A 23,338-nucleotide genomic window follows, 5' to 3' on the forward strand; every position below is an offset into this window, starting at 1 on the left:
ACGCGCTGATCCCGGTCCTCCCGCGGCGCACAGCCCGGATGCCGTAGGGTGCCCGCCGTGCCGCCATCCGCCCTCCGCGATCGAAAAAGGGAACGAACCCGTCGTGCGATTCTCGTGGCCGCCGTCGAATTGTTCGAGGCCAGAGGTTATGAGGAAACGACAGTGGCCGATATCGCGGCCGAGGCCGAGGTCGGCACCCGGACCTTCTTCAACTACTTCGCCAGCAAGGAAGAACTGCTCTTCCCCGAACCCGACGAACGGGTGCGCGCCGCCGTCGCCGCCATCGCGACCAGGCGGCCGGGGGAGCGTCCGGTGGAGGTGCTGTTGCGGGCGCTGCGCGCCGCGGGCGACAACCCCGGCGAGCATCTGGTGGACGATCTGAACTCCCGCGTCGCCGCGTTGCGCGCGCGGGTCTCGCGGACCGTGCCCGCGGTGAGCGGGCGCGCCGCGCACGCCCAGCTCGTAGCCCAGCGCGAGATCGCCAGGCAACTGCACATCGCGTTCCCGCACGAACTCGACGAGGTCGGCGCCGCGGCACTGGTCGGCGCGGTCGTCGGCGCGGTGTCGGGTGCGCTGACGGTGCTGTTCCAGCAGCCACAGCACAGCATCGACGACGGTGAACGGCTGCACCGCAAGATCCACGAGACCACCTCGCGGGTGCTGCAGCCCTGGCTCGCCGCCTCGGCACCGGCCGAACCGGCGCGCTAACCGAACTGCTGCCAGCCCAACCGGATCACCATCACCACCACGACAACGAGCAACACGATCCGCACGAACCCCGCGCCCTTGGCCAGCGCCATCCGCGAGCCGACCAGCGCGCCCGCCACATTCGCGACCGCCATGCCTGCGCCGAGTCCCCACAGGATGTGCCCGGTCGCGCCGAGGAACAGCAGTGCGCCCACATTCGACCCGCAGTTGATCACCTTCGCCATGGCGGCCGCGCGCACGAACTCCGTGCCGAGCAGCGTCGCGAACGTGATGATCAGGAACGTGCCGGTGCCGGGACCGAGCAAGCCGTCGTAGAGGCCGATCAGGCCGGCGGCCAGCGCCACCACCAGGATCACCTTGCGCCGGGTCGGCGGATGGGTGGCCATCGTCATGCCGACCGACGGGCGCACCGTCACGAACACCGCCACCGCGACCAGCACGACCATCACCAGCGGGATGAACAGGTCGCGGTCGATCAGCGACACCGCCGCGGCGCCACACGCCGAGGTCACCGCCGCGATCATCGCGCCGGGGATCAGCACCGTCCACTGCATCGGCACCCGGCGCGCGAAGGTCACCACCGCCGTCGCGGTGCCCGACAGCGCGGCCAGCTTGTTCGTGCCGAGCGCCGTCTGCGGGGCGATGCCCGGCGCCACCAGGAACAGGGTCGGCAGGATGATCAATCCGCCACCGCCGACCACCGCGTCGACCCAGCCCGCCGCGGTAGCGGCCACCAACAGGACCGCCCAGTCTCCTAGTTGCACGCGTCCAGGCAATCAAGATCGCGCGCGGAAAGCCAACCCGGCCCACGTCCGGGCACGGTTTCACCACCCGCGACGACTAGGCTTGCCCGGTGCGCCGGTTCAGCTTGTGGCTCCGCGGCCGACCCATCGTCGCCGATTCCCTCCTCGCGGCCTGCCTGATGGTGCTGGACGCGCTCGGTGTCGGCAACGAACACCACAAGGCCTCCTACCTGTTGTTTTCGGTACTGCTGCCGTTGCCGCTGATCCTGCGCCGGATCTATCCGCGGGCGATGGCCGCGGCGATGTTCGGGCTCTCGGTGCTCTGCACGCTGGTGGGGTATCTGGTCGGGGACGACACCTCGGGGCACGTCGCGCTGATCGGGCTCGGGGTGATGCTCTACACCCTGGTCGCCTACGTCGGCAGGCGGGACGGGCTGATCTACCTCGTCTGTCTGGCCGTTGATCTGGGGCTCTCGCTGGCGATCCTGAGTGAACCCGTCGGTGGTGACATCGCGCTCGTCTTCGTGATCTACGCGCTGTGCTGGACACTGGCCGAGTTCAACGGCGCCCGCCACGCCTACGACGCCGAGGTCGCCGCGCGGCTGGCCGTCGCCGACTACGACAAGGAACGCCGTGCCCACGAGGCCGTCGCCGCCGAACGCACCCGCATCGCCCGGGAGCTGCACGACGTGGTCGCGCACGCGGTGAGCGTCATCATCGTGCAGGCCGACGGCGCGAAATACGCCCTGCGCCAAGACCCGGACACCGCCGAGCGCGCCATGGCGACCATCGCGGGCACCGGCCGCGAGGCGCTGCGCGAACTGCGCCGCACCGTCGCGCTGCTGCGCACCGAACACGCACCGGAACTGCTCCCGCAGCACGGCAGCGCCGGGATCGCGCGGCTGGCCGAGATGATGCGCGACGCGGGCCTGGCCGTCGACCTCGAACTGACCGGGGAACTCGACGACATCACGCCCGAGGTGAGCCTGGGCGTGCACCGCATCGTGCAGGAGTCGCTGACCAACACGCTGCGGCACGCGGGGTCGAGCCCGAAGGCGACGGTCCGGGTGCACCGCCGCGAGGACGACATCCTGATCGAGGTCACCGACAGCGGCGGTGTCCCCGTGCAGGAACCCGATATCCCCGGCACCGGTATGGGCCTGGTCGGCATGCGCGAACGGGTCGCCGTGCTCGGCGGAACACTGTCCGCCGGCCGGACCGAGGACGCTCGCTGGCGGGTGCGGGCCACCCTCCCGCTGCGCGCCGAAACCGATTGATTCGCCCGCTAAGGTTGGGAAATGCCGATCAGCGTGCTCGTGGTGGACGATCAGGAACTCATGCGGATGGGCCTGAAGATGGTGCTCGGGGCGCACCCCGACATCGAGGTCGTCGGTGAGGCGGGCAACGGGGACGAGGCGGTGCGGCGCGCGACCGAACTGCGGCCCGACGTGGTGCTGATGGACGTGCGCATGCCGGTCGTCGACGGCGTCACCGCCACCGGCCGGATCGTCGCCGCGGGCGACGGCATCCGCGTGCTCGTGATGACCACCTTCGACCTCGACGAACACGCCCTCGGCGCGCTGCGCGCCGGCGCGAGCGGATTCCTGCTCAAGGACACTCCGCCCGAGGACCTCGTCTCCGCCATCCGCAGCGTCGCCGCGGGTGACGCCGTGGTCTCCCCGAAGGTCACCAAGCGCCTGCTCGACCGGCTCGTCGCCGAGGACCCGGCCGGTCTGCGCGATCCGGGCGTGCTCGACGTACTCACCGCCCGCGAACGCGAGGTACTCGAGCAGATCGCCGCGGGCCGCTCCAACGCCGAGATCGCCGCTGCCCTGTTCCTGTCGGAGGCGACGGTGAAGACGCATGTCGGCCGGGTGCTCACCAAACTCGGGCTGCGCGACCGGGTGCAGGCGGTGGTGCTGGCCTACGAGACCGGGCTGGTGCGCCCGGGTGGCTGAGGCGGTCGGGAGAAAAATCGGCCGCTCGCGCGTTGGACAGGTAGATCGTCCGAAAGGATCGCCCATGACCGCCCTGCTGTTCGTGCTGTACCTCGTCGTCGAGATCGCCGCCTTCGTCGGCCTCGCCCAGCTGATCGGTGCCGGCTGGGCGCTGCTCGCGTTGATTGCCGTGTCCGGCGTCGGCTTGCTGCTGCTCGGCGCGCAGGGCAGGCGGGTGTTCGACCGGTTCCGCCGGGCCGCGCGCGGTGAGGTCACCGCCGAGAGCGCGGTCGCGGACGGGCTGCTCGTCGCCACCGGCTCGGTGCTGCTGTTCGTGCCGGGTCTGGTCACCGGTGTGATCGGGCTGCTTGCCCTGTTCCCGCCGACCAGGGCGCTGCTGCGGCCGGTGCTGGAGAAGCTCGGCACCCGGCGCTTCGGCCCGCTGCCGTCGTTCGCGCCCTCGCCGTATCGCGGGATGGTGGTCGACGCCGACAGCGGTGACGTGGTCGACGGCGTCGTCGTCGGGCAGTGGTACGACGACGGACACGCTACCGGACCGCGCGCGCTCGGGACCGCGCGCGCCGATGACGCCACCCCGTGGCGGTGAACGGTCTACAGTGTGCCGATGGCCACCGAGCAGATCACCGTCACGGTGAGCGCGGAACTGGCCGACGCGGTGCGTAGGGCGAGTACCGCTGCCGGACAGTCCATGTCGGATTTCACCGTCGCCGCGTGGCGACTCGAGCTGATCGCCGTCGACACCGGCGGGCACACTCCCGCCGGGCTACGCGACGCCGATGTCCGCGCCGTCCTGTCCCTCCCGACCTGACGATCCGCCGATACGGCAGACTGGGTGACCGTGAGTACCCAGTTGCTGATCGGCGGTCGTTTCTACAGTTCCAGCTCCCCGGACGCGACCGCGATGGCGGTTACCGACGGCACCGTGGTGTGGCTCGGGGCCGAAGCACCCGGCCGGGCGATGCACCCCGGCGCGGAGATCGTCGACCTCGACGGCGCTTTCGTCGCGCCCGCGTTCGTCGACCCGCACGTGCACGTCACCGCCCTTGGCCTGCAACTGACCGGACTCGACGTCAGCGGCACCGCGTCGCTGGCCGACCTGCTCGCCGCGCTGCGTGCGCACGCGGGCGCGCAGCCCGACGGGGTCATCATCGGCGAGGGCTGGGACGACACCGCGTGGCCCGAACAGCGGCCGCCGAGCGTCGCCGAACTCGACGAGGCGGCCGGTCCGGGCAGGCTCGTCTACCTCGCGCGCATCGACGCGCACTCGGCCGTCGCCTCCTCGGCGCTGCTCGACGCGGCCGGGGAACTCGGCGACGGCTATCGCCGCGGCGAACCGCTGCGCGCCGACGCCCACCACCGGGTGCGGTCCGTCGCGCTCGCGAAACTCGGTCGCGCAGACCGTGATCGGGCCCGCGCCGCCGCCCTCGACGCGGCCGCCGCGCACGGCATTGTCGCCGTCCACGAATGCGCGGGCCCCGACATCTCCGGCCGCGACGACATCCGCGAACTCCTCGCCTTCGAGCACGGTGTCGAGGTGCGCGCCTACTGGGGCGAAGCCGTGCGCACCGCCGGCGAAGCCCGCGCGCTGATCGACGAACTCGGCGTGGCCGCCCTCGGCGGTGACCTGTTCGTCGACGGCTCGCTCGGTTCGCACACCGCGCTGCTGCGCGAGCCCTATGCCGACGCGAGCGGCTGCGGCAAGAACTTCCTCGACGCCGAGACCGTCACCGCGCATATCCGCGCCTGCACCGAAGCCGGTGTCCAGGCGGGCTTCCACGCGATCGGTGACGCCGCCATGGACATTGTGGTCGCCGGATTCGCCGCGGTCGCCGCCGAACTCGGCGGACCGGCGATCGCCGCGCGCGGGCACCGGGTCGAGCACGCCGAGATGACCGACGCCGCCGCGATCGAGCAGCTCGCCGCCCTCGGCGTGCTCCTGTCCGTGCAGCCCGGATTCGACGCCGCCTGGGGTGGACCCGGCGGCATGTACGCGACCCGCCTCGGCACCGAGCGCGCCGCGGGCTTGAACCCGTTCTCGGCCATGGCCGCCGCGGGCATCTCCCTGGCCATCGGCTCGGACGCGCCGGTCACGTCGCTGAACCCGTGGCAGCAGGTGCGGGCCGCGGTCCACCACCGGACACCCGGCCACGGCCTGTCGCCGCGCGCCGCCTTCGCGGCGGCCACCCGTGGCGCCTGGCGCGCGGGCGGCGTGCGCGACGGTGTCGCGGGCACGCTGGTGCCGGGCGCGCCCGCCTCGTATGCCGTGTGGGACGCCGGTGACCTCGTCGTCGCGGCGGCCGCCGACACGGTGCAGCGCTGGTCCACCGACCCGCGCTCGCGGGTGCCCGGCCTTCCGCGCCTCGATCCCGGCGCCGACCTGCCGACCTGCCTGCGCACCGTGCACAACGGCACCACGATCTACACCGCCTGACCACGACGTACCGGCACCGAATCACGGAACAGGACACGATGATCCACCCCGCCACCGAACCAGGACCCGACGCCGTGACCGGCGACGCGGCCGCGCCGGACCCGGCGGCCACGTCCGATCCCTCGGCGGCAGGTCGCGGGTACGGCGTGCTGCTGCGGATGCTCGCGGCCACCGCGGGCGGACTGCTGCTGTTCGGCAGCTTCCCGCCCCGGCCGTGGTGGTTCCTGGCTCCGGTCGCCATCGCTTTGCTGACTGTCGCGGTGCGTGGGCCCGGCACGCTGCGCGCCGGATTCGGCTACGGCTTTCTCGGCGGCCTGGCGTTCTTCGTGCCGCTGCTGCCTTGGACGGGCATCTATGTCGGACCACTGCCCTGGCTGGCGCTCTCGACGACCTGCGCGGTCTTCATCGGCCTCTGGGGCGTGCTCGCCCGGTGGCTGAGCGCGCTGCCCGGCTGGCCGTTCTGGCTCGCGATCGCCTGGACGGCGACCGAGTGGGTGCGGTCGAGCTTCCCCTTCGGTGGATTCCCGTGGGGCCGTATCGCTTTCGGTCAGGCCGACGGCTGGTATCTGCCGCTGGCCGCCTATGGCGGCGCCCCGCTGATCGGGTTCGCCGTCGCCCTGACCGGCACCGGCCTCGCCGCGCTCGCCCTGCGCGTTCTCGCGTGGGCGCGCATGCCGGCGCCGCGCGTGACCGGCCGGGCCACGCGGATCGGATTTGCCACGGCGGCAGTCACTGTGGCTATCATGCCCCTCGCCGGAGTGATCCTCCGGCCGACGCTGCCCGCCCCGGATGAAGGCCACCGGTCGATCACGGTTGCCGCGATCCAGGGCAGCGTGCCGCGGCTGGGCCTCGAGTTCAACGCCCAGCGCCGCGCCGTGCTGGACAACCACGTCCGGCGTACCGAGGAGCTCGCCGCCGCCGTCGATCGAGGGGAAGCGGTCCGGCCCGATGTCGTCATCTGGCCGGAGAACTCCTCCGATATCGACCCACTGCGCAACGCCGACGCCGCCGCCGAGATCACCGAGGCCTCGCAGCGGATCGGCGCGCCGATCCTGGTGGGCGCAGTCCTGGTGAACGGTGACCGCACGACCACCAACTCGGTGATGGTGTGGAACGGCGCGGCAGGACCGCAAGACCGGCACGACAAGAAAATCATCCAGCCTTTCGGCGAATACCTGCCGATGCGTAGTTTCTTCCGCTTGTTCTCGTCGTATGCCGACCAAGCCGGACATTTCGTGCCGGGCAATGGTGACGGTTCGGTCACGGCGGCCGGCGTGCGGATCGGCGTGGCGACCTGTTACGAGGTGGCCTTCGATCGCGCATTCCGGCAATCGATGGCCGCAGGCGCGGAACTGCTGGCCGTGCCGACCAACAACGCCACCTTCGGCGAGAGCGAGATGACCTACCAGCAACTCGCCATGTCCAGGGTGCGGGCAGTGGAACACGGCCGGGCGCTGGTGGTGGCGGCAACCACCGGGGTCAGCGCGATCATCACCGCGGACGGTGCGATCGCACAGCAGAGCGCGCAACTCGCACCCGCCGCGCTCGTTGCCCAGCTACCATTGCGCGACACGACGACGATCGCGACGCGAATCGGCGCGGCGCCAGAACTGGTGTCCGTTATTCTGACCGCGATCGGCGTGGCGCTGATGTTTTTCCGGCGCCGGCGCGCGAATCAGGCGCAGGCTATGCGGAACTCGCAGAATTCTGAATAAGCGGTTTGTTTTAACCCGGGGGAGGCGGCCGACTGTGACCGCTCAGGGGACCGATGCGTTCAGCTTGAAAACAAATCAAGATCGGTAGCCATCCGGCCGCCGCAGTACTCCGAATCAATGGGCGTGGATAGCCACGCCCTGGCGCCGTCGCGCGCCCGGGCGAAGCTCGGGGAGTTGTGACACAAAGGCAGAACGGAGTGCTTGATGAGTTCATTGGCCACCGACCGCGTCAGCTCAAGCGTCACAGACGACGATCCGGGCCAGCCGTTCGCTCTCTCGCCCGGTCAGACGGCCCTGTGGTATGCGCAACGGATCCGGCCCGATATTCCGCTCACCATCGCCCACTACGTCGAACTGCACGGTGATCTCGACCCGGGCAGGCTGCTGCACGCGATCGAGCGCTTCGGCGCGGAATCCCAGGTGGGACACGTGCGCCTACTCGAGATAGACGGGGTGCCGCACCAACGGGTGGACATGGCATGGCGGCCGGGCTGGGGCCGGATGGACCTGCGTGGTGAGCCCGACCCGCGGGCGGCCGCGCTGCGCTGGATGAACGAGCACGCCAGCACGCCATTCGACATGGAACGCGAACCGCTCACCACCAATGTCGTGTTGCGAATCGGTGACGAGGACTGGTTCTGGTACGAACGCGGACACCACATCGTTATCGACGGTTACGGAGCGATGAACGCGCTCTCGCGCGCGGCCGAGATCTACACCGCCATCGGCGAAGAGCGCGAACCGTCGGTCTCCCGCGCCACCGCGCTGGTCGACCTCTACGCCGACGAATCCCGCTACCGCGAGTCCAGCCGGTTCGGCGCCGACCGCGAGTACTGGATGGAACAGCTCGCCGGCGTCGGCGAGCCGATGACACTGTCGTCGGTCACCGCCACCGGAGATACCCACGACCCGGGCCGTCACCGCGCCGCCGCGTTCCTCGACCCCGAGGTCGACGACCTGCTCACCGAGGCGATCGCCGCGCACGGTTCGGCCAACTCCGCGCTCATCGTCGCGGCGCTGGCGGCCTATGTCCGCACGGTCACCGGCGACTCGGATGTTGTGTTGAGCCTCCCGGTTTCGGCCCGCACCACGGTCGCGCTGCGCCGCTCGGCGGGTGTCGTGTCGAATGTGGTGCCGCTGCGCGTGCGGTTCGACGAGCACACCACCGTCGCCGACGTCGTGCGCCAGACCGAACTGCAGATCACCGGCGCCCTGCGCCACCAGCGCTACCGTTCCGACGACATCCGGCGCGACTGCGGCTACTCCCGCGACGCCCGCGGCTTCTTCGGCCCGATGGTCAACATCATGCTGTTCCACGACGAGCTGAAGTTCGGCGACATCACGGGCAGGCTGAACGTGCTGGCGACAGGCCCCGTCGAGGACCTCTCGATCAACATCTACAACGGTGACAGCGGCCGCATCCATCTCGACTTCGAAGCCAACCCGAAGCTCTACGGCGAAGCCGAAGTCGCCGCCCACCACGGCCGCTACCTCGACTTCCTCGCCCGCTTCCTGGCCGCGGAGCCGACCACGCCCACCCGCGAACTGACGGCGATCACCGATGCCGAGCAGGACAGGGTGCTGCGGGAATGGAACGCCACCGAGATGCCGGTGCCCGCCGGCACGCTGGTCTCGCTGTTCACCGACCAGGTGCGCCGCAGCCCGCACGCCGTCGCGCTCGAATTCGGCGACCGCGCCGTCGGGTACACCGAACTCGACGATCAGGTGAACCAGCTGGCGCGCGAACTCATCGCCCGCGGCGCCGGTCCGGAGACCACGGTCGGGTTGTGCCTGCAGCGCAGCATCGAGATGGTCGTCGGCATGTACGCGGTGCTGGCCACCGGCGCCGCGTACCTGCCGCTCGACCCCGAACACCCGGCCGACCGGATCGAAGCCGTGGTGTCGCAAGCCCGTCCGGTCTGCGTGCTCACCGCCGCGCGTGACATGGTGCGGCTGCCCGACGGCGTCGAGCGGGTCGACCTGGACACCCTCGACGTCAGCGGGCGCGATATCGCCCCGATCACCGACGCCGACCGGCTCGCGCCGCTGCGGCCCGAGCACCTCGCCTACGTCATCTTCACCTCCGGCTCGACCGGTAAGCCGAAGGGCGTCGGCGTCACGCACGCCGCGATCGTCAACCGCTTGCGGTGGATGCAGGCCGAGTATCCACTCGACCACACCGATGCGGTCCTGCAGAAGACCCCCGCGACCTTCGACGTGTCGGTGTGGGAGTTCTTCTGGCCGTTGCAGGTGGGCGCCCGCCTGGTGATCGCCGCGCCCGACGGGCACCGCGATCCGGCCTACCTGGCGCGGATCATCACCGAGAAGTCCATCACCACAGCGCATTTCGTGCCGTCGATGCTGTCGCTGTTCGTCACCGACGCACAGGTGGCCGGCGGTGCCGGGCTGCGGCGCGTGTTCTGCAGCGGTGAGGCGCTGCCCGGCGCCACCGTGGCCGATTTCCATGCGGCGCTGCACGGACCGTCCGGCGGTCCCGAGCTGCACAACCTGTACGGCCCCACCGAGGCCGCGGTCGACGTCACCTACTGGCCGTGCCCGGCCGACGCCACCACGGTGCCGATCGGCTCCCCGGTATGGAACACCCAGACCTACGTCCTGGACGCGCAGCTGCGTCCGGTCCCGCCCGGAGTCGTCGGTGAGCTGTACCTGGCCGGTGCTCAGCTGGCCCGCGGCTACCTCGGCCGTCCCGACCTGACCGCCGACCGGTTCGTCGCCAATCCGTTCACCCCGGGTGAGCGTCTGTACCGCACCGGCGACCTGGCGCGCTGGCAGCTCGACGGCGCCGTCCTGGAATACCTGGGGCGCACCGACTTCCAGGTGAAGGTCCGCGGCCTGCGGATCGAGCTCGGCGAGGTCGAGTCCGCGCTGCTGGCCCAGGGCAACGTCGCCCGCGCGGTCTGCGTGGCGCGGGCCGGTCGCACCGGTGACGGCGAACTCGTCGCGTACGTGGTCGCCGGGTCGGGCCGGTCGGCGCCCGAGCCCGCCGTGCTGCTGTCGGGGCTGCGGCGCAGTCTGCCGTCCTACATGGTGCCCTCGGCACTGGTCGTGCTCGACGAGCTGCCGTTGAGCGCCAACGGCAAGGTCGACCGCAAGGCGCTGCCCGAGCCCGCGCTCGGGGTGCGGCTCACCACCGGCGCCGCCGCACCGCAGACCCGGCTGGAATGCGCGCTCGCCGAGATCTTCACCGAGGTGCTCGCGCTCGACGGCACCGGGATCGGCGTCGAGGACAGCTTCTTCGACCTGGGCGGCAACTCGCTGGTCGCGGCCCGCGCGGTCGCCCGGATCAACACCTCTCTGGACGCGAACCTGACCATCAGGGAGCTGTTCGAGACCTCGACCATCGCGGCGCTGGCCGGCTACCTCAGCACGCACCGGTCCGAGTCGTCGACGCCGAAGCTGGTTCCGGCGGTGCGGCCCGAACGGGTGCCGCTGTCGCTGGCCCAGCAGCGGCTGTGGATCCTCAACCGGTTCGCCGAGCACGCCGCTGCCTACAACATGCCGCTCGCCCTGCGGCTCACCGGTCGACTCGACCTGGACGCGCTGCGCGCGGGCCTGCGGGACGTGCTCGATCGCCACGAGAGCCTGCGCACCAGCTTCCCCGCCGGTCCGGCCGGTGCCTACCAGCTGATCCACCCAGCTGCCGCGGTGGAACCGGCGCTGGAGCCGGTCGACGTGATCGCCGCCGATCTCGCCGGCCGGGTCGCCGAGGTGACCGGCCGCGGCTTTGATCTGCGCACCGAAACCCCGCTGCGGGTCGCGCTGTACCGGGTCGGCGCCGACGACCACGTGCTGCTGGTGGTGCTGCACCACATCTGCGGTGACGGCTGGTCGGTCGCCCCGCTGGCCAGGGACCTGATGGTCGCGGTCGCCGCGCGCGCCGAGGGCCGCGCGCCCCAGTGGACTCCGCTGCCGGTGCAGTACGCCGATTTCGCGCTGTGGCAGCGGGAACTGCTCGGCCACGAGGACGACCCGGAATCGCCGCTGGGCAAGCAGCTCAGCCACTGGGGCGAGGCACTGGCCGGCCTGCCCGATCAGCTCGACCTGCCGCTGGACCGGCCACGGCCACTGCAACGCGGTACTCGCGGCGAGACGGTGGCCTTCACCGTCGACGCCGAGACCCGCCGTGCCGCAAGCGAACTCGCGCAACGTCGCGGGGTCAGCATGTTCATGGTGCTGCACGCCGCGCTCGCGACCCTGCTGGCCCGCCTGTGCGGGAGCACCGACATCACCATCGGTACTCCCATCGCAGGCCGTTCCGACCCCGGCCTCGACGATCTCGTCGGCATGTTCGTCAACACGCTGGTGTTGCGCACCGACGTCGACCTGGCCGCCGGTTTCGACCGGATGCTCGATCTGGTCCGCGAGACCGACCTCAACGCCTTCGCCAATCCCGACGTGCCGTTCGAGCGGCTCGTCGAACTGGTGAACCCGGATCGGTCGACCTCGCGACATCCGCTGTTCCAGGTGATGCTGTCCTACGACCGCACCCCCGAACTGCGGGTCGAATTGCCCGGTGTCGCGGCCGAACTGGTGCCGGTCGAGACCGGCGTCGCCAAGTTCGACCTGCAGCTCGAGGTCCGCGACCATCACGTCGACGGTCCGCTGCACGCCGAATTCGGTTTCGCCACCGACGTTTTCGACCGTGTCACGGTGGAAGCGATCGCCCGCAGGTTCACCACGCTGCTGGCCGCCATGGTGGCCGACCCGGCGAAGCCCACCGGTGACCTCGCACTGCTCGACCGCCGTGAGACCGCACGGCTGGTACCCGTCGCCGGCGCACCGGCCGAACCCGCGGGGACGCTGGCCCGTCTGCTCGGTGAGACCGCGCAGCGGCTGCCCGACGCCGTCGCCGTGCGCTACCTCGGCTTCGACACCACCTATCGCGAGCTCGACGAGCGCTCGAACCGGCTGGCGCGCAGCCTGATCGCGCACGGCGCCGGTCCGGAAGCGGTGGTCGCGGTCGCGCTGCCGCGCAGCCTGGAATCGATCGTCGCCATCTGGGCGGTGGCCAAGTCCGGCGCGGCATACGTGCCCGTCGACCCGGCCTACCCGGCGGAGCGCATCGCGCACATGATCGGCGATTCCGGTGCGGTGCTCGGGCTCACGCTGCCCGAACATCTCGCCGCGCTGCCCACCACGACCGGCAAGCACCGCAAGGCGCCGGAATGGCTGGTCTTCGGCACCGCCGAGTTCGAGGCCGACTGCGCGAGCCGCTCGGCCACCCCGCTGACCGATACCGACCGCAGGCACCCGATGCGGGCCGGTCAACCCGCGTACCTGATCTACACCTCCGGCTCCACCGGTACGCCGAAGGCCGTCGTGGTCACCCACGCGGGTATCGCCTCGCTCGCCAGCGAGCAGACGCAGCTGTACAAGGTGACCGATGCGGCCAGGACCATGCACTTCTCGTCGCCGAGCTTCGACGCCTCGGTACTGGAACTGCTGCTCGGTTTCGCCGCGGGCGCGACCATCGTCGTCGCCCCCGCCGACCTGTACGGCGGCACGGAACTCGCCGGTTTCCTCCGGTCGGAGCGGATCACCCACGCGTTCATCACGCCGGCCGCGCTGGCCACCGTGCCCGCCGGTAACTTCCCCGATCTGGGCACGGTCATCGTCGGTGGCGAGGCCTGCTCCGACGGGCTCGTCGACACGTGGGCGTCGAAGTACCGGATGCACAACATGTACGGCCCGTCCGAGGCGACCGTCGCCGTCACCGCGAGTGCCGCCATGCAGGCGGGGGAGCCGGCTCCGCTGGGTGCGCCCGTGCGTGGCATGCGGCTGTTCGTGCTCGACGGCCGCCTGCACCCGGTGCCGCCGGGCACACCGGGCGAGTTGTATGTCTCGGGACCCGGCGTGGCCCGCGGCTACCTCGGCAAGCTCGCGCTCACCGCGCAGCGGTTCGTGGCCAATCCGCACGGCCGGGTCGGCGAACGCATGTACCGCACCGGCGATCTCGTCGTCGCCGATCCCACTGGCCGGTTGCGATTCCTCGGCCGCGCCGACGACCAGATCAAGATCCGCGGCTTCCGCGTCGAACTGCGCGAGATCGACCACGTCCTGCGCGAGCACCCGGGGGTGCAGTCGGCGCTGACCGTCGTGCACGTCGACGAGCACGGCCAGCAGCGGCTCGCGTCCTATGTGGTTCCCCACCGTCCGGTCGATCCGGCGGCCGTCCTGGCCACCGCGCGCGGCAGGCTGCCCGGGTACATGGTGCCCGCGGCCGTCACCGTGATCGAGCGGATGCCGGTGACCCCGGCGGGCAAGCTGGACCGAAAGGCTCTGCCCGCACCGGAATTCGCTGTCACCACGGGCACCCGCGCGCCGCGTACCCATCTGGAGATGCGGGTCGCGGCGGTGTTCACCCAGATCCTCGGTAGCTCGGTGCCCGGTGCGGAAGACAGCTTCTTCGAGATCGGCGGCAACTCGCTGCTGGCCACTAGGCTCGCGGCCGCGCTGCACGCGGACTTCAGTGTCGACCTGCCGGTGCGGCAGATCTTCGAGGCGCCGACCGTGGCCGGTATCGCCCAGCTGATCACGGAAGCGCCCCGGACGCAGCGGGTGGCGCTGGCGGTACACACCCCACGCCCGGGACGCATACCACTGTCGCTGCCGCAGCAGCGGCTGTGGTTCCTCAACAGATTGTCCCCCGAATCGAGCGCCTACAACATCGCATTCGTCTTGCGAATCAGCGGAGATCTGAGAATCGGCGCGCTGCGCGCTGCCCTCACCGATCTGGTGGAGCGACACGAGGTGCTCCGCACGGTTTTCCCCGAGGACCTGTCCGGCGCCCAGCAGGTGGTCCTGCCGATCACCCAGACGGTTCCCGCGATCGAGGTCGTCGACAGCGATCCCGAGCAGGCACACGCCATGCTGACCGAGCTGGCGCGCAAGGGCTTCGACCTGACCAGGGAGACGCCGCTGCGCATCCAGCTGCTGCGGGTCGCGCCGGGGGAGTACCGCCTCGGTGTGATCGTGCACCACATCGCCGCCGACGGCTGGTCGCTGGGCCCGCTGACCAGGGACCTGGCGCTGTCGTACGTGGCCAGGTGCGGTGGCACCGCGCCGGTGCGCGCGCCGCTGCCGGTGCAGTACGCCGACTTCAGCCTGTGGCAGCGCGCGGTGCTCGGCGTGGAGGAAGATCCGGACAGCATCGCCGCCACCCAGCTCGCGCATTGGCGCGAAGCCCTGGCGGAACTGCCCGACGAGCTGCCGTTGCCGTTCGACCGGCCGCGCCCGCTCGACCCGACCGGCGTGGCGGGCAGTGTGGGATGCGAGGTTTCGGCGCCGCTGCAGCAGGCCATGCACGAGTTGGCGGCGCACACCGGCGTGAGTCTGTTCATGGTGGTGCGCTCGGCGCTGGCGGTGCTGCTGCGCAGCGTCACCGGCGGCCGCGACATCCCCCTCGGCACCCCGGTGGCCGGACGCACCGACATCCAGCTCGACGACCTGGTCGGCATGTTCGTCAACACCCTCGTGCTGCGCTCGGACGTCGACCCCGGCCGCAGCTTCGTCGACCTGCTGCACGCCGACCGCGACGACGAACTGGCCGCGATCGCCAACGCCGACCTGCCGTTCGAACGGGTCGTCGACGCGCTCGGCCGCGACAGCAGGGCGAGCAACCGGCACCCGCTGTTCCAGGTCGCGCTGAGCATGCAGGACGCCCCGGCGCCGGAGCTGGAACTGCCGGGTCTGCGGCTCGCCGCCGACGAACTCGACATCGCCCGCGCCAAATTCGATCTCGAACTGCGGGTGGCGCCCGCCGAGGGCGGCGGTCTCCGGTTCGACTTCGTGTACGCCGCCGAGATGTTCGATGCCGCCACCATCGAGACCCTCGCGGAACGCTTCGCGCTGATCCTCACCCAGGCGACCGCCGACCCGGAGCAGCTGGTGTGCGAGATCGAGGCGCTCACCGTCGCCGAACATCGTGCCCTGGTGCCCGCGCAGGGGCCTGCCCCGGTGACGCCGGTCGTGCTGGCCGACATTGTCGAACGCGCGGCCACCAAGTTCGCGCATCGGCCTGCCCTGCGCTGGTTCGCCGGCGGCAGCGTCGACGGTGCGGTGGGGGAGCTCGACTACGACGAGGTCGGCTTCCGGGCACACCGGCTCGGCCGGGCGCTGATCGCGCGTGGCATCGGCACCGGTGACCGGGTCGTCGTCGGCTTGACCCGTGGATTGGACTGCGCGCTGGCCATTTTCGGCGTCGCCTCCAGCGGCGCGGCGTTCGTGCCGGTCGACCCGCGGTACCCCGCCGACCGGGTCCGGCACATGCTCACCGACTCGGATGCCCGCGCGGTCCTCACCACCACAGCGGATGTCGACGCACTGCGCGAGGCGGCCGGTCCGCTCGACACCCAGTGGCTGCTGGTCGACGACGCCGACCTGCAGGCCGAACTCGCGACCTACGACAGCGTTCCGATCACCGATGCCGAGCGGGTCCGCCCGGTGCGCCCCGCCGACACGGCCTATCAGATCTACACCTCGGGCTCGACCGGTCTCCCGAAGGGCGTGGCCGTCACCCACAGCGGTCTGGTCAGCCTCGCGGTCGACCTGCAGGAACGGACGGGCCTCGACCGCTTCGCCCGTACGTTCTTCTTCTCGACTCCCAGCTTCGACGTCTCCGTCCTGGACATGCTGCTGGCGGTCTGGTCGGGCGCCGAGATGGTGATCGGACCGATCGACATCTACGGCGGCGACGAGCTCGGCGCGCTGCTCGACCGGGAGGACATCACCCACACCTTCCTGACGCCTGCCGTGCTTGCCTCGATCGATGCCACCCGCTGGCCCCTGCCGCGTTTGCGCGCGCTCATGGCCGGTGGCGAGGCGGTGCCGCCCGATCTGGTGGCGAGCTGGGCGCCGGGCAGGCGTTTCGTCAACGCCTACGGTCCCACCGAAGCCACCGTCATCGCCGCGATGTCGGAGATGCGGGTGGGTGTGCCGGTGGCGATCGGCACGCCGGTGCGTGGCGCGCGGGCCCTGGTCCTGGACGAGCGGCTGCGGCCGGTCGTCACCGGGGTGCCGGGTGAGCTCTACCTCGGCGGGCCCGGCATCGCCCAGGGCTACCACGAGCGCTTCGGCCTCACCGCTGGCCGTTTCATCGCCGACCCGTGCGGGCCCGCGGGTACCCGGATGTACCGCACCGGTGACGTCGTGCGGTGGACCGCCGACGGCGAACTGGAATACCTCGGCCGCAGCGACCACCAGGTCAAGGTGCGTGGTTTCCGGATCGAACTCGGCGAGATCAGCGCGGTGCTCGGCAGCCACCCGGATGTCCGGTTCGCGCACACCGAGGTCCGGCGGATCTCCGGCGACGACCGGATCGTCGCCTGGGTGCAGCTCGCCGACGGGACCGAGCCGACGCAACTGGCCGCCGTCCGCGACCACGCGGCGGCCCGGCTGGCCGGGCACATGGTGCCCGCGTCGCTGACCCTGCTCGATCGCGTGCCGCTCACGCCGATCGGCAAGCTCGACCGCGGCGCGCTGCCGGAACCGGAATTCACCGTCGCCGCGGGCCGGGCGCCGCAGACCGCCTCCGAACGGCTGGTCGCCCAGGTCTTCACCGACCTGGTCGGCACCCCGTCGATCTCCGCCACCGACAGCTTCTTCGACATCGGCGGCAACTCGCTGCTCGCGACCCAGCTGGTGGCACGTCTGGCCGCGGCCAGCAATGTGCGGCTCGAGGTGCGGACCGTGTTCGCCGCGCCGACCGTCGAAGAACTCGCCGCGCTCATCGAGTCGGGGCCGTCCGGTGACGAAGGCCGCCCCGACCTGGTGAAGCAGCAACGCCCGGAACGGATCCCGCTGTCCGCGGCACAGCGCAGGCTGTGGTTCCTCAACCGGTTCAACGCGGGCACCCAGGGCGAGAGCCAGTCGGCGGGCGCCTACAACATCCCGGTGGTGCTGCGCCTGCACGGCCCGATCGACCTGGATGCACTCATCGCCTCTTTGCACAGAGTGCAACGTCGGCACGAGACGCTGCGCACGGTGTTCCCGGAGAGCTCGGGCGAGCCCGAACAGCTCGTGCTCGACCCGGCGATCGCCGCCGTCACCCTGTTCCACGCGACGGCGCGACCGGACGAGGTCGAGGCCGCGGTGACCCGGTTCGTCACCCCCGGTTTCGATCTGTCGGCCGCGGTCCCCATGCGGGCGGCGCTGATCACGGTCGACCACACGGGTCTGCCCGTGCCGGCGCAGGCCAAGCTGGCCGTCGCGGGGTCGAAGGAGCACGTGCTCGTCCTCGTCGTGCACCACATCGCGATGGACGGCTGGTCGCTGGAACCGCTGGCCGGCGAGGTCGCCGCCGCCTACCGCAGCATCCGGGCCGGCGAACAGTTCGGCGACCTGATCCCGGAGATCCAGTACACCGATTACACGCTGTGGCAGCAGGAACTCCTCGGCACCGAGGACGACCCGGACTCGCTGATCAGCAAGCAGCTGGCCCACTGGCGCGAGGTGCTCGACGGCCTGCCGGAACTGCTCACCGTCCCGGCCGACCGCCCGCGCCCGCCGGTGCCCTCCTACCGGGGCGGCACCGTCGACTGCCAGCTCGACGCGGCTACCCACCGCGCGCTGCGCAGCATCGCCACCGTCAACAACGTCAGCATGTTCATGGTGCTGCACGCGGCACTGGCCGTGCTGCTGCACCGCGTCACCGGTGACGACGACATCGCCGTCGGCACCGCCACCGCGGGCCGTGGTCATCCGGCGCTCGACTCGATGATCGGCATGTTCGTCAACACCCTGGTGCTGCGCACCGAGGTGGCCGACGAGCGTGCCTTCGTCGACTTGTTGCGCACCGTCCGCGACCGCGACCTCGACGCGTTCGCCAATGCCGACATGCCCTTCGAACGGCTCGTCGAGGTGCTCAATCCGGCGCGCTCCCAGGCTCATCACCCGCTGTTCCAGGTGATGCTGTCGGTGCGCAACACCCCGGTGCGGATGCTGGAACTGCCCGGTCTGCGGATCGAGGCCGTCGACGCCGACGCGGGCATCGCCAAGTTCGACCTGCAGTTCACCTTCACCGAGACCCAGACCGCCGAACGCGTCGCCGACGGCATCACCCTCGCGGTGAACTACGCGGCCGACCTGTTCGACGAGGGCACCGCGCGCAGGCTGGGCGAACGGCTGGTCCGGTTGCTCACCGCGGTCGCTGCCGACCCGAACACGGCGGTCGGCGATCTCGCGCTGCTCGACGCGGCCGAGTGGACCGCGCTCGCGCCGGTGCACGGCACCCGCGCCGATCGCCCGGTCACCTTCCCCGCGGTGTTCGGCGCCGCGGTGGCACGGTCAAGGAACGGGGTGGCGTTGTGCGCGGGCGATACCGTGGTCACCTACGACGCCCTCGACCGCTGGACCAACCGGCTCGCCCGGGTCCTCATCGGTCAGGGCATCGGTCCGGAAAGCCTGGTGGCGCTGGGCGTTCCGCGATCGGTCGAATCGGTGGCGACGATGCTCGCCGTCGCCAAGGCCGGTGCGGCGTTCGTCCCGGTCGACCCGAACTACCCGGCCCAGCGGATCAGCCACATGCTCACCGACTCCGGTGTCGTCGTCGGCCTGACCCTGCTCGCGCATCGTGATCGGCTGCCCGGTGACTGCCGCTGGCTGGTCCTCGACGATCCGCAGACCCGCGCCACCGTGCTCGGCACCGACGATTCGCCGGTCACCGACTCCGACCGGATCCGGCCGCTGCGCCTGGCCAACCCGGCGTACGTGGTCTACACCTCCGGTTCCACCGGTACCCCGAAGGGCGTGGTGGTCACCCACGGCGGCATCTCGAACTTCGCTGCCGAGACCGCCGACCGCTACGACGTGCGTCCGGGCAGCCGGGTACTGCACTTCGCCACCCCGAGTTTCGACGGCTCCATGCTCGACATCCTGTTCGCGCTCGGCGGGGCGGCGACCCTGGTGATCGCGCCGCCGGGAATCGTCGGCGGTGAGGACCTGCGGCAGCTGTTCATCCGCGAGCGGATCACGCACGCCTTCATCACCACCGCCGCGATCGGCACCGTCGACCCGGCGGGCGTGCACTCGCTCGCGCACGTTCTCGTCGGCGGCGAGGCGCTGCCGCCGGACCTGCTGGCCCGCTGGGCGCCGGGGCGCAACTTCTACAACGTCTACGGCCCCACCGAGACGACGATCGTGACGCTGATGCCGCAGCCGATGAGCCCACAGGGCCCGATCAGCATCGGCGGCCCGATCCGGGGCGTCAGTGCCACCGTCCTGGATCGGCGGCTGCACCCGACCCCGATCGGCGTCACCGGCGAGTTGCAGCTGGCCGGTTCGGCGCTGGCCCGCGGTTACCACAACCGTCCCGGTTTGACCGCGCAGCGCTTCGTCGCCAATCCCTATGGCGCACCGGGCGAACGGATGTACCGCACAGGCGACCTGGTGCGCTGGCGCGACGGCGCGAAGCCGACGCTGGACGTGGAGTACGTCGGCCGTACCGATCACCAGGTGAAGGTGCGCGGATTCCGCATCGAACTCGGCGAGATCGACGTCGCGTTCGGCAGGCACACCGACGTCGAGTTCGCCCTCACCATCGGGCACACCACGCAGGCGGGTGTCACCGCGCTGGTCTCGTACGTGAAGGCACGCGCAGGCGCCGTGCCGACGGTGCGCGAACTGCTCGACCATGTCGGCGCGCACGTGCCGAACTACATGGTCCCGCAGTCGGTGATGCTGCTCGACGAGGTACCGCTGACGCCCGTCGGCAAGCTCGACCGGGCCCGGCTGCCAGAGCCGGTGTTCGTCGCGACCGAGGGCTACCGCGCGCCGGTGACCCCCGCCGAGGTGGCGCTGTGCACGGTGTTCGCCGAGGTGCTCGGCATCGAGCGAGTCGGTGCCGACGACGGGTTCTTCGAACTCGGCGGCAACTCCCTGCTGGCCACCAAAGTCGTTGCCGCACTGCGTGAGCAGGGCTACGACATGCCGGTGCAGCTGATGTTCGGCGACGCAACCCCGGCCGGCATCGCCGCCAGGCTCGACGGCGCCGACGCCGGCGCGGCCATGGCGGCGGCGACGGGACCGGTGCTCGCCATCCGCCCGTCCACCGGCCCGCACGACACCCCGCTGTTCTGCGTGCATCCCGCGATCGGCCTGGCTTGGTGCTACGCGGGTCTGCTCGCGCACCTCGCGCCGCAGCGCCCGGTGTACGGCCTGCAGGCGCCGCACGTGTCCGGGGAGGACGGGTTCACCACGATCCCCGAGGCCGCCGGCCACTATGTGGCCAACATCAGGTCGATCCAGCCACACGGTCCGTACCATCTGCTCGGCTGGTCGCTCGGCGGCCTGATCGCGCAGGAGGTGGCGGTCCAGCTGCAGGACGCGGGGGAGGACGTCGCGCTGCTGGCCATGATGGACAGCTACCAGCTCGGCGACCGCTGGCTCGACACCGCGATGCCGAGCGTCGCCGACATCCTCGGTGAGTTCGGTGCCGACCTCGTCGGCGGGGCACCGCTGCCCGCCGATCTCGACCTGCACGAAGCGGCCGAGCTGCTGCGGGCACAGCCGGGCCCGTTCGCCGCGCTCTCGGTCGAGAATCTCGAACGGCTCTACACCGGGTACGCCGACGGCACGGTGATGGCCAACCGGTTCCGGCCGCGCACCTTCGACGGCGACCTGGTGTTCTTCACCGCCGCGGCGGACGAGATCAACGCCGCCGACCCGGGCAGGCGCGCCGAAGCCTGGCAGCCGTTCGTCACCGGCAACATCCACAACCACGACCTGCCCTGCAGGCATGCGGCGATGACAACGCCGGAATCGCTGGCGGTGATCGGCCCCGTGCTGCATCACCACCTCGACGCGGTCCCGGCGATCACCGTGTGCGGCGGCGGCCAGAAGGAGATGCGTCCGTGAGTTTGGCGGTAGAAGTACGTGGCCTGGCCAAGAGTTACGGCAAGGTGCGCGTGCTGAAAGAGATCGACCTGGAAATCCCGGCCGGCACGGTACTCGGCCTGCTCGGCCCCAACGGCGCGGGCAAGACGACCACCGTGCGGGTCGTCACCACGCTGCTACGGCCCGACGCGGGCTCGATCAGGGTCGCCGGGGTGGACGTGCTGGCCGATCCGGCCACGGCGCGGACCAGGATCGGGTTGTCCGGCCAGTACGCGGCCGTCGACGCGAACCTGACCGGCTACGAGAACCTGCGCATGGTGGCGCGCCTGTACGGGATGTCCCGCAAGCAGGCCGCGTCGCGGGCCGAGCAGTTGCTCGGCGTCCTCGGTCTCGAGCACGCGGCGGGCAGGCGTGCCGGCACCTACTCCGGCGGTATGGCCCGGCGGCTCGACCTGGCGGGCGCGCTGGTCGCGCGGCCGCCGGTGGTGGTGCTCGACGAGCCGACCACCGGCCTCGACCCGCGCGGGCGCCTCGACATGTGGCAGGTGATCGGTGAGCTCGTCGACGACGGGACCACCGTCCTGCTCACCACCCAGTACCTGGAGGAAGCCGACCTGCTCGCCGACCGGATCACGGTCATCGACAAGGGCACCGTGATCGCGCGGGGCTCGGCCGACGAACTCAAGACCTCCATCGGCGGTGACCGGCTCACCGTCACTCTCGCCGCCGGGCAGAGCCCCTGGCCGGCGGTGAAGGTCCTGCAGCAGGTCGGCGTCGGTGAACCGATCCACGAACCCGGCAGCGCGGAGGTGTCGGTGGTGGTCGGCGACGGATCCCGCACCATGGTCGAAGCGCTGCGCCGCCTCGACGACGCGGGTGTGTGCGTCGTCGACGCCGTCGTCGTCCGCCCCACCCTCGACGACGTGTTCCTTTCCCTCACCGGGACTCCGGCCGAACCGGCCGCCGAAGAATCCGAAACCGACGATGTGCAAGAGGAGATTCTGTCGTGAGTGTCGCACCGGAGGTTTCCGATGAGCACGAGACCCGCGAAATGCCGATCCAGACGAGTCCACCGCGCTCCGCCGCTGCCGGCGGGGCGCAGCCGCGGGCCCGGTTCATCCGGGACAGCGCGATCGTGGCCCACCGCAATCTGCTGACGATTCTGCGGGTGCCGACGCTGCTGGTCACGGCCACGATCCAGCCGCTGATGTTCGTGTTCCTGTTCGCCTACATCTTCGGCGCGTCGCTCGGCGGCGACCAGTACCGCGAGTTCCTGCTGGCGGGCATCTTCACCCAGACGGTCGCGTTCAATGCCGCCTTCACCACCGTCGGCCTCGCCGGCGACCTGCAGAAGGGCATCATCGACCGGATGCGGACGCTGCCGATGTCGCGGCTGGCGGTGCTCATGGGCCGCACGCTGTCCGACCTGGTCGTCAACGTGCTCAGCCTGGGTGTGATGGTGATCTGCGGGTACATCGTCGGCTGGCGCATCCACGGCAGCGCCGCCGACGCCGCGCTGGCCTTCGCCATCATTCTGCTGTTCGCGTTCGCGATGTCCTGGGTCGGCGCGCTGACCGGCCTGATCTCACCGACCGTCGAGGTCGCGCAGAGCGCAGGCCTGATCTGGATGTTCCCGCTGTCGTTCATCTCCTCGGCGTTCATCTCGGCCGAGACCCTGCCCGGCCCGCTGCGCACCATCGCCGAATGGAACCCGATCACCGCGGTCTCGGCGGCGGGCCGCGAGCTGTTCGACAACGACGCACCACCGTCGTTCGCCCCCGCCACCGGCTGGGCAGCCGACAACTGCATCCTCTACGCCGTCATCTGCTCGCTGGTCATCCTGGCGGTAGCGATGCCTGCCGCGTTGTTGCAGTATCGAAAGGTCGCCAGCCACTGAGTGCTTCCGCGACCGACAACGGCGAAGGCCGCCTC

The 23,338-nt window shown here is 70.9% G+C and carries 11 protein-coding genes; 10 read left to right on the forward strand and 1 reads right to left on the reverse strand.

Annotated elements, in window-relative coordinates; all coding sequences use genetic code 11:
- The first annotated feature begins 114 nt into the window (after positions 1–114).
- Positions 115–708 carry a helix-turn-helix domain-containing protein gene (locus ACWF9G_RS29530; RefSeq protein WP_452519321.1) on the forward strand — a complete coding sequence of 198 codons (594 nt, stop codon included), beginning with the start codon at positions 115–117 and terminating at the stop codon, positions 706–708.
- On the opposite strand, the gene ACWF9G_RS29535 is transcribed toward ACWF9G_RS29530, so the two are convergent.
- Positions 705–1,472, reverse strand: coding sequence for a TSUP family transporter (locus ACWF9G_RS29535; RefSeq protein ID WP_452519322.1), 768 nt, complete (start codon positions 1,470–1,472; stop codon positions 705–707). The two genes, ACWF9G_RS29530 and ACWF9G_RS29535, sit on opposite strands and share 4 nt — an antisense overlap.
- Before the next feature lie 89 nt (positions 1,473–1,561).
- On the opposite strand from ACWF9G_RS29535, the gene ACWF9G_RS29540 reads away from it, so the two are divergent.
- From ACWF9G_RS29540 to ACWF9G_RS29580, 9 genes are all read left to right on the forward strand, one after another.
- Positions 1,562–2,728, forward strand: a complete 1,167-nt coding sequence (locus ACWF9G_RS29540; protein WP_452519323.1) for a sensor histidine kinase — start codon at positions 1,562–1,564, stop codon at positions 2,726–2,728.
- Between the two features lie 21 nt (positions 2,729–2,749).
- Positions 2,750–3,409 carry a response regulator gene (locus ACWF9G_RS29545; RefSeq protein WP_189022763.1) on the forward strand — a complete coding sequence of 220 codons (660 nt, stop codon included), beginning with the start codon at positions 2,750–2,752 and terminating at the stop codon, positions 3,407–3,409.
- Between the two features lie 64 nt (positions 3,410–3,473).
- Positions 3,474–3,995 carry an FxsA family protein gene (locus ACWF9G_RS29550; RefSeq protein ID WP_452519325.1) on the forward strand — a complete coding sequence of 174 codons (522 nt, stop codon included), beginning with the start codon at positions 3,474–3,476 and terminating at the stop codon, positions 3,993–3,995.
- An 18-nt stretch (positions 3,996–4,013) separates the two neighbouring features.
- Positions 4,014–4,217, forward strand: coding sequence for a hypothetical protein (locus ACWF9G_RS29555; protein WP_229739464.1), 204 nt, complete (start codon positions 4,014–4,016; stop codon positions 4,215–4,217).
- Between the two features lie 30 nt (positions 4,218–4,247).
- Complete coding sequence (locus ACWF9G_RS29560) at positions 4,248–5,840, forward strand: amidohydrolase (RefSeq protein WP_452519326.1); 1,593 nt, start codon at positions 4,248–4,250, stop codon at positions 5,838–5,840.
- Between the two features lie 158 nt (positions 5,841–5,998).
- The gene (gene lnt / locus ACWF9G_RS29565) at positions 5,999–7,555 is read left to right on the forward strand and encodes an apolipoprotein N-acyltransferase (protein WP_452519331.1); all 1,557 of its coding nucleotides are present in this window, start codon (positions 5,999–6,001) and stop codon (positions 7,553–7,555) included.
- A gap of 204 nt (positions 7,556–7,759) precedes the next feature.
- Positions 7,760–21,427, forward strand: a complete 13,668-nt coding sequence (locus ACWF9G_RS29570) for an amino acid adenylation domain-containing protein (protein WP_452519328.1) — start codon at positions 7,760–7,762, stop codon at positions 21,425–21,427.
- On the forward strand, positions 21,424–22,416 hold the full coding sequence (locus ACWF9G_RS29575) for an ATP-binding cassette domain-containing protein (RefSeq protein WP_379309370.1): 993 nt from the start codon (positions 21,424–21,426) through the stop codon (positions 22,414–22,416). The genes ACWF9G_RS29570 and ACWF9G_RS29575 overlap by 4 nt, the downstream gene beginning before the upstream one ends.
- A gap of 41 nt (positions 22,417–22,457) precedes the next feature.
- Positions 22,458–23,303 carry an ABC transporter permease gene (locus ACWF9G_RS29580; RefSeq protein WP_379309390.1) on the forward strand — a complete coding sequence of 282 codons (846 nt, stop codon included), beginning with the start codon at positions 22,458–22,460 and terminating at the stop codon, positions 23,301–23,303.
- Positions 23,304–23,338: the final 35 nt, after the last annotated feature.

This window comes from Nocardia sp. NPDC055029 (assembly GCF_053608525.1).

What these genes read in the sequence shown, in the direction of transcription:
- ACWF9G_RS29545 (WP_189022763.1), top strand. Translation starts at nt 2,750, where the DNA reads ATGCCGATCAGCGTGCTCGTGGTGGACGATCAGGAACTCATGCGGATG.
- ACWF9G_RS29550 (WP_452519325.1), top strand. Translation starts at nt 3,474, where the DNA reads ATGACCGCCCTGCTGTTCGTGCTGTACCTCGTCGTCGAGATCGCCGCC.
- ACWF9G_RS29555 (WP_229739464.1), top strand. Translation starts at nt 4,014, where the DNA reads ATGGCCACCGAGCAGATCACCGTCACGGTGAGCGCGGAACTGGCCGAC.
- lnt (WP_452519331.1), top strand. Translation starts at nt 5,999, where the DNA reads ATGCTCGCGGCCACCGCGGGCGGACTGCTGCTGTTCGGCAGCTTCCCG.
- ACWF9G_RS29570 (WP_452519328.1), top strand. Translation starts at nt 7,760, where the DNA reads ATGAGTTCATTGGCCACCGACCGCGTCAGCTCAAGCGTCACAGACGAC.
- ACWF9G_RS29580 (WP_379309390.1), top strand. Translation starts at nt 22,458, where the DNA reads ATGCCGATCCAGACGAGTCCACCGCGCTCCGCCGCTGCCGGCGGGGCG.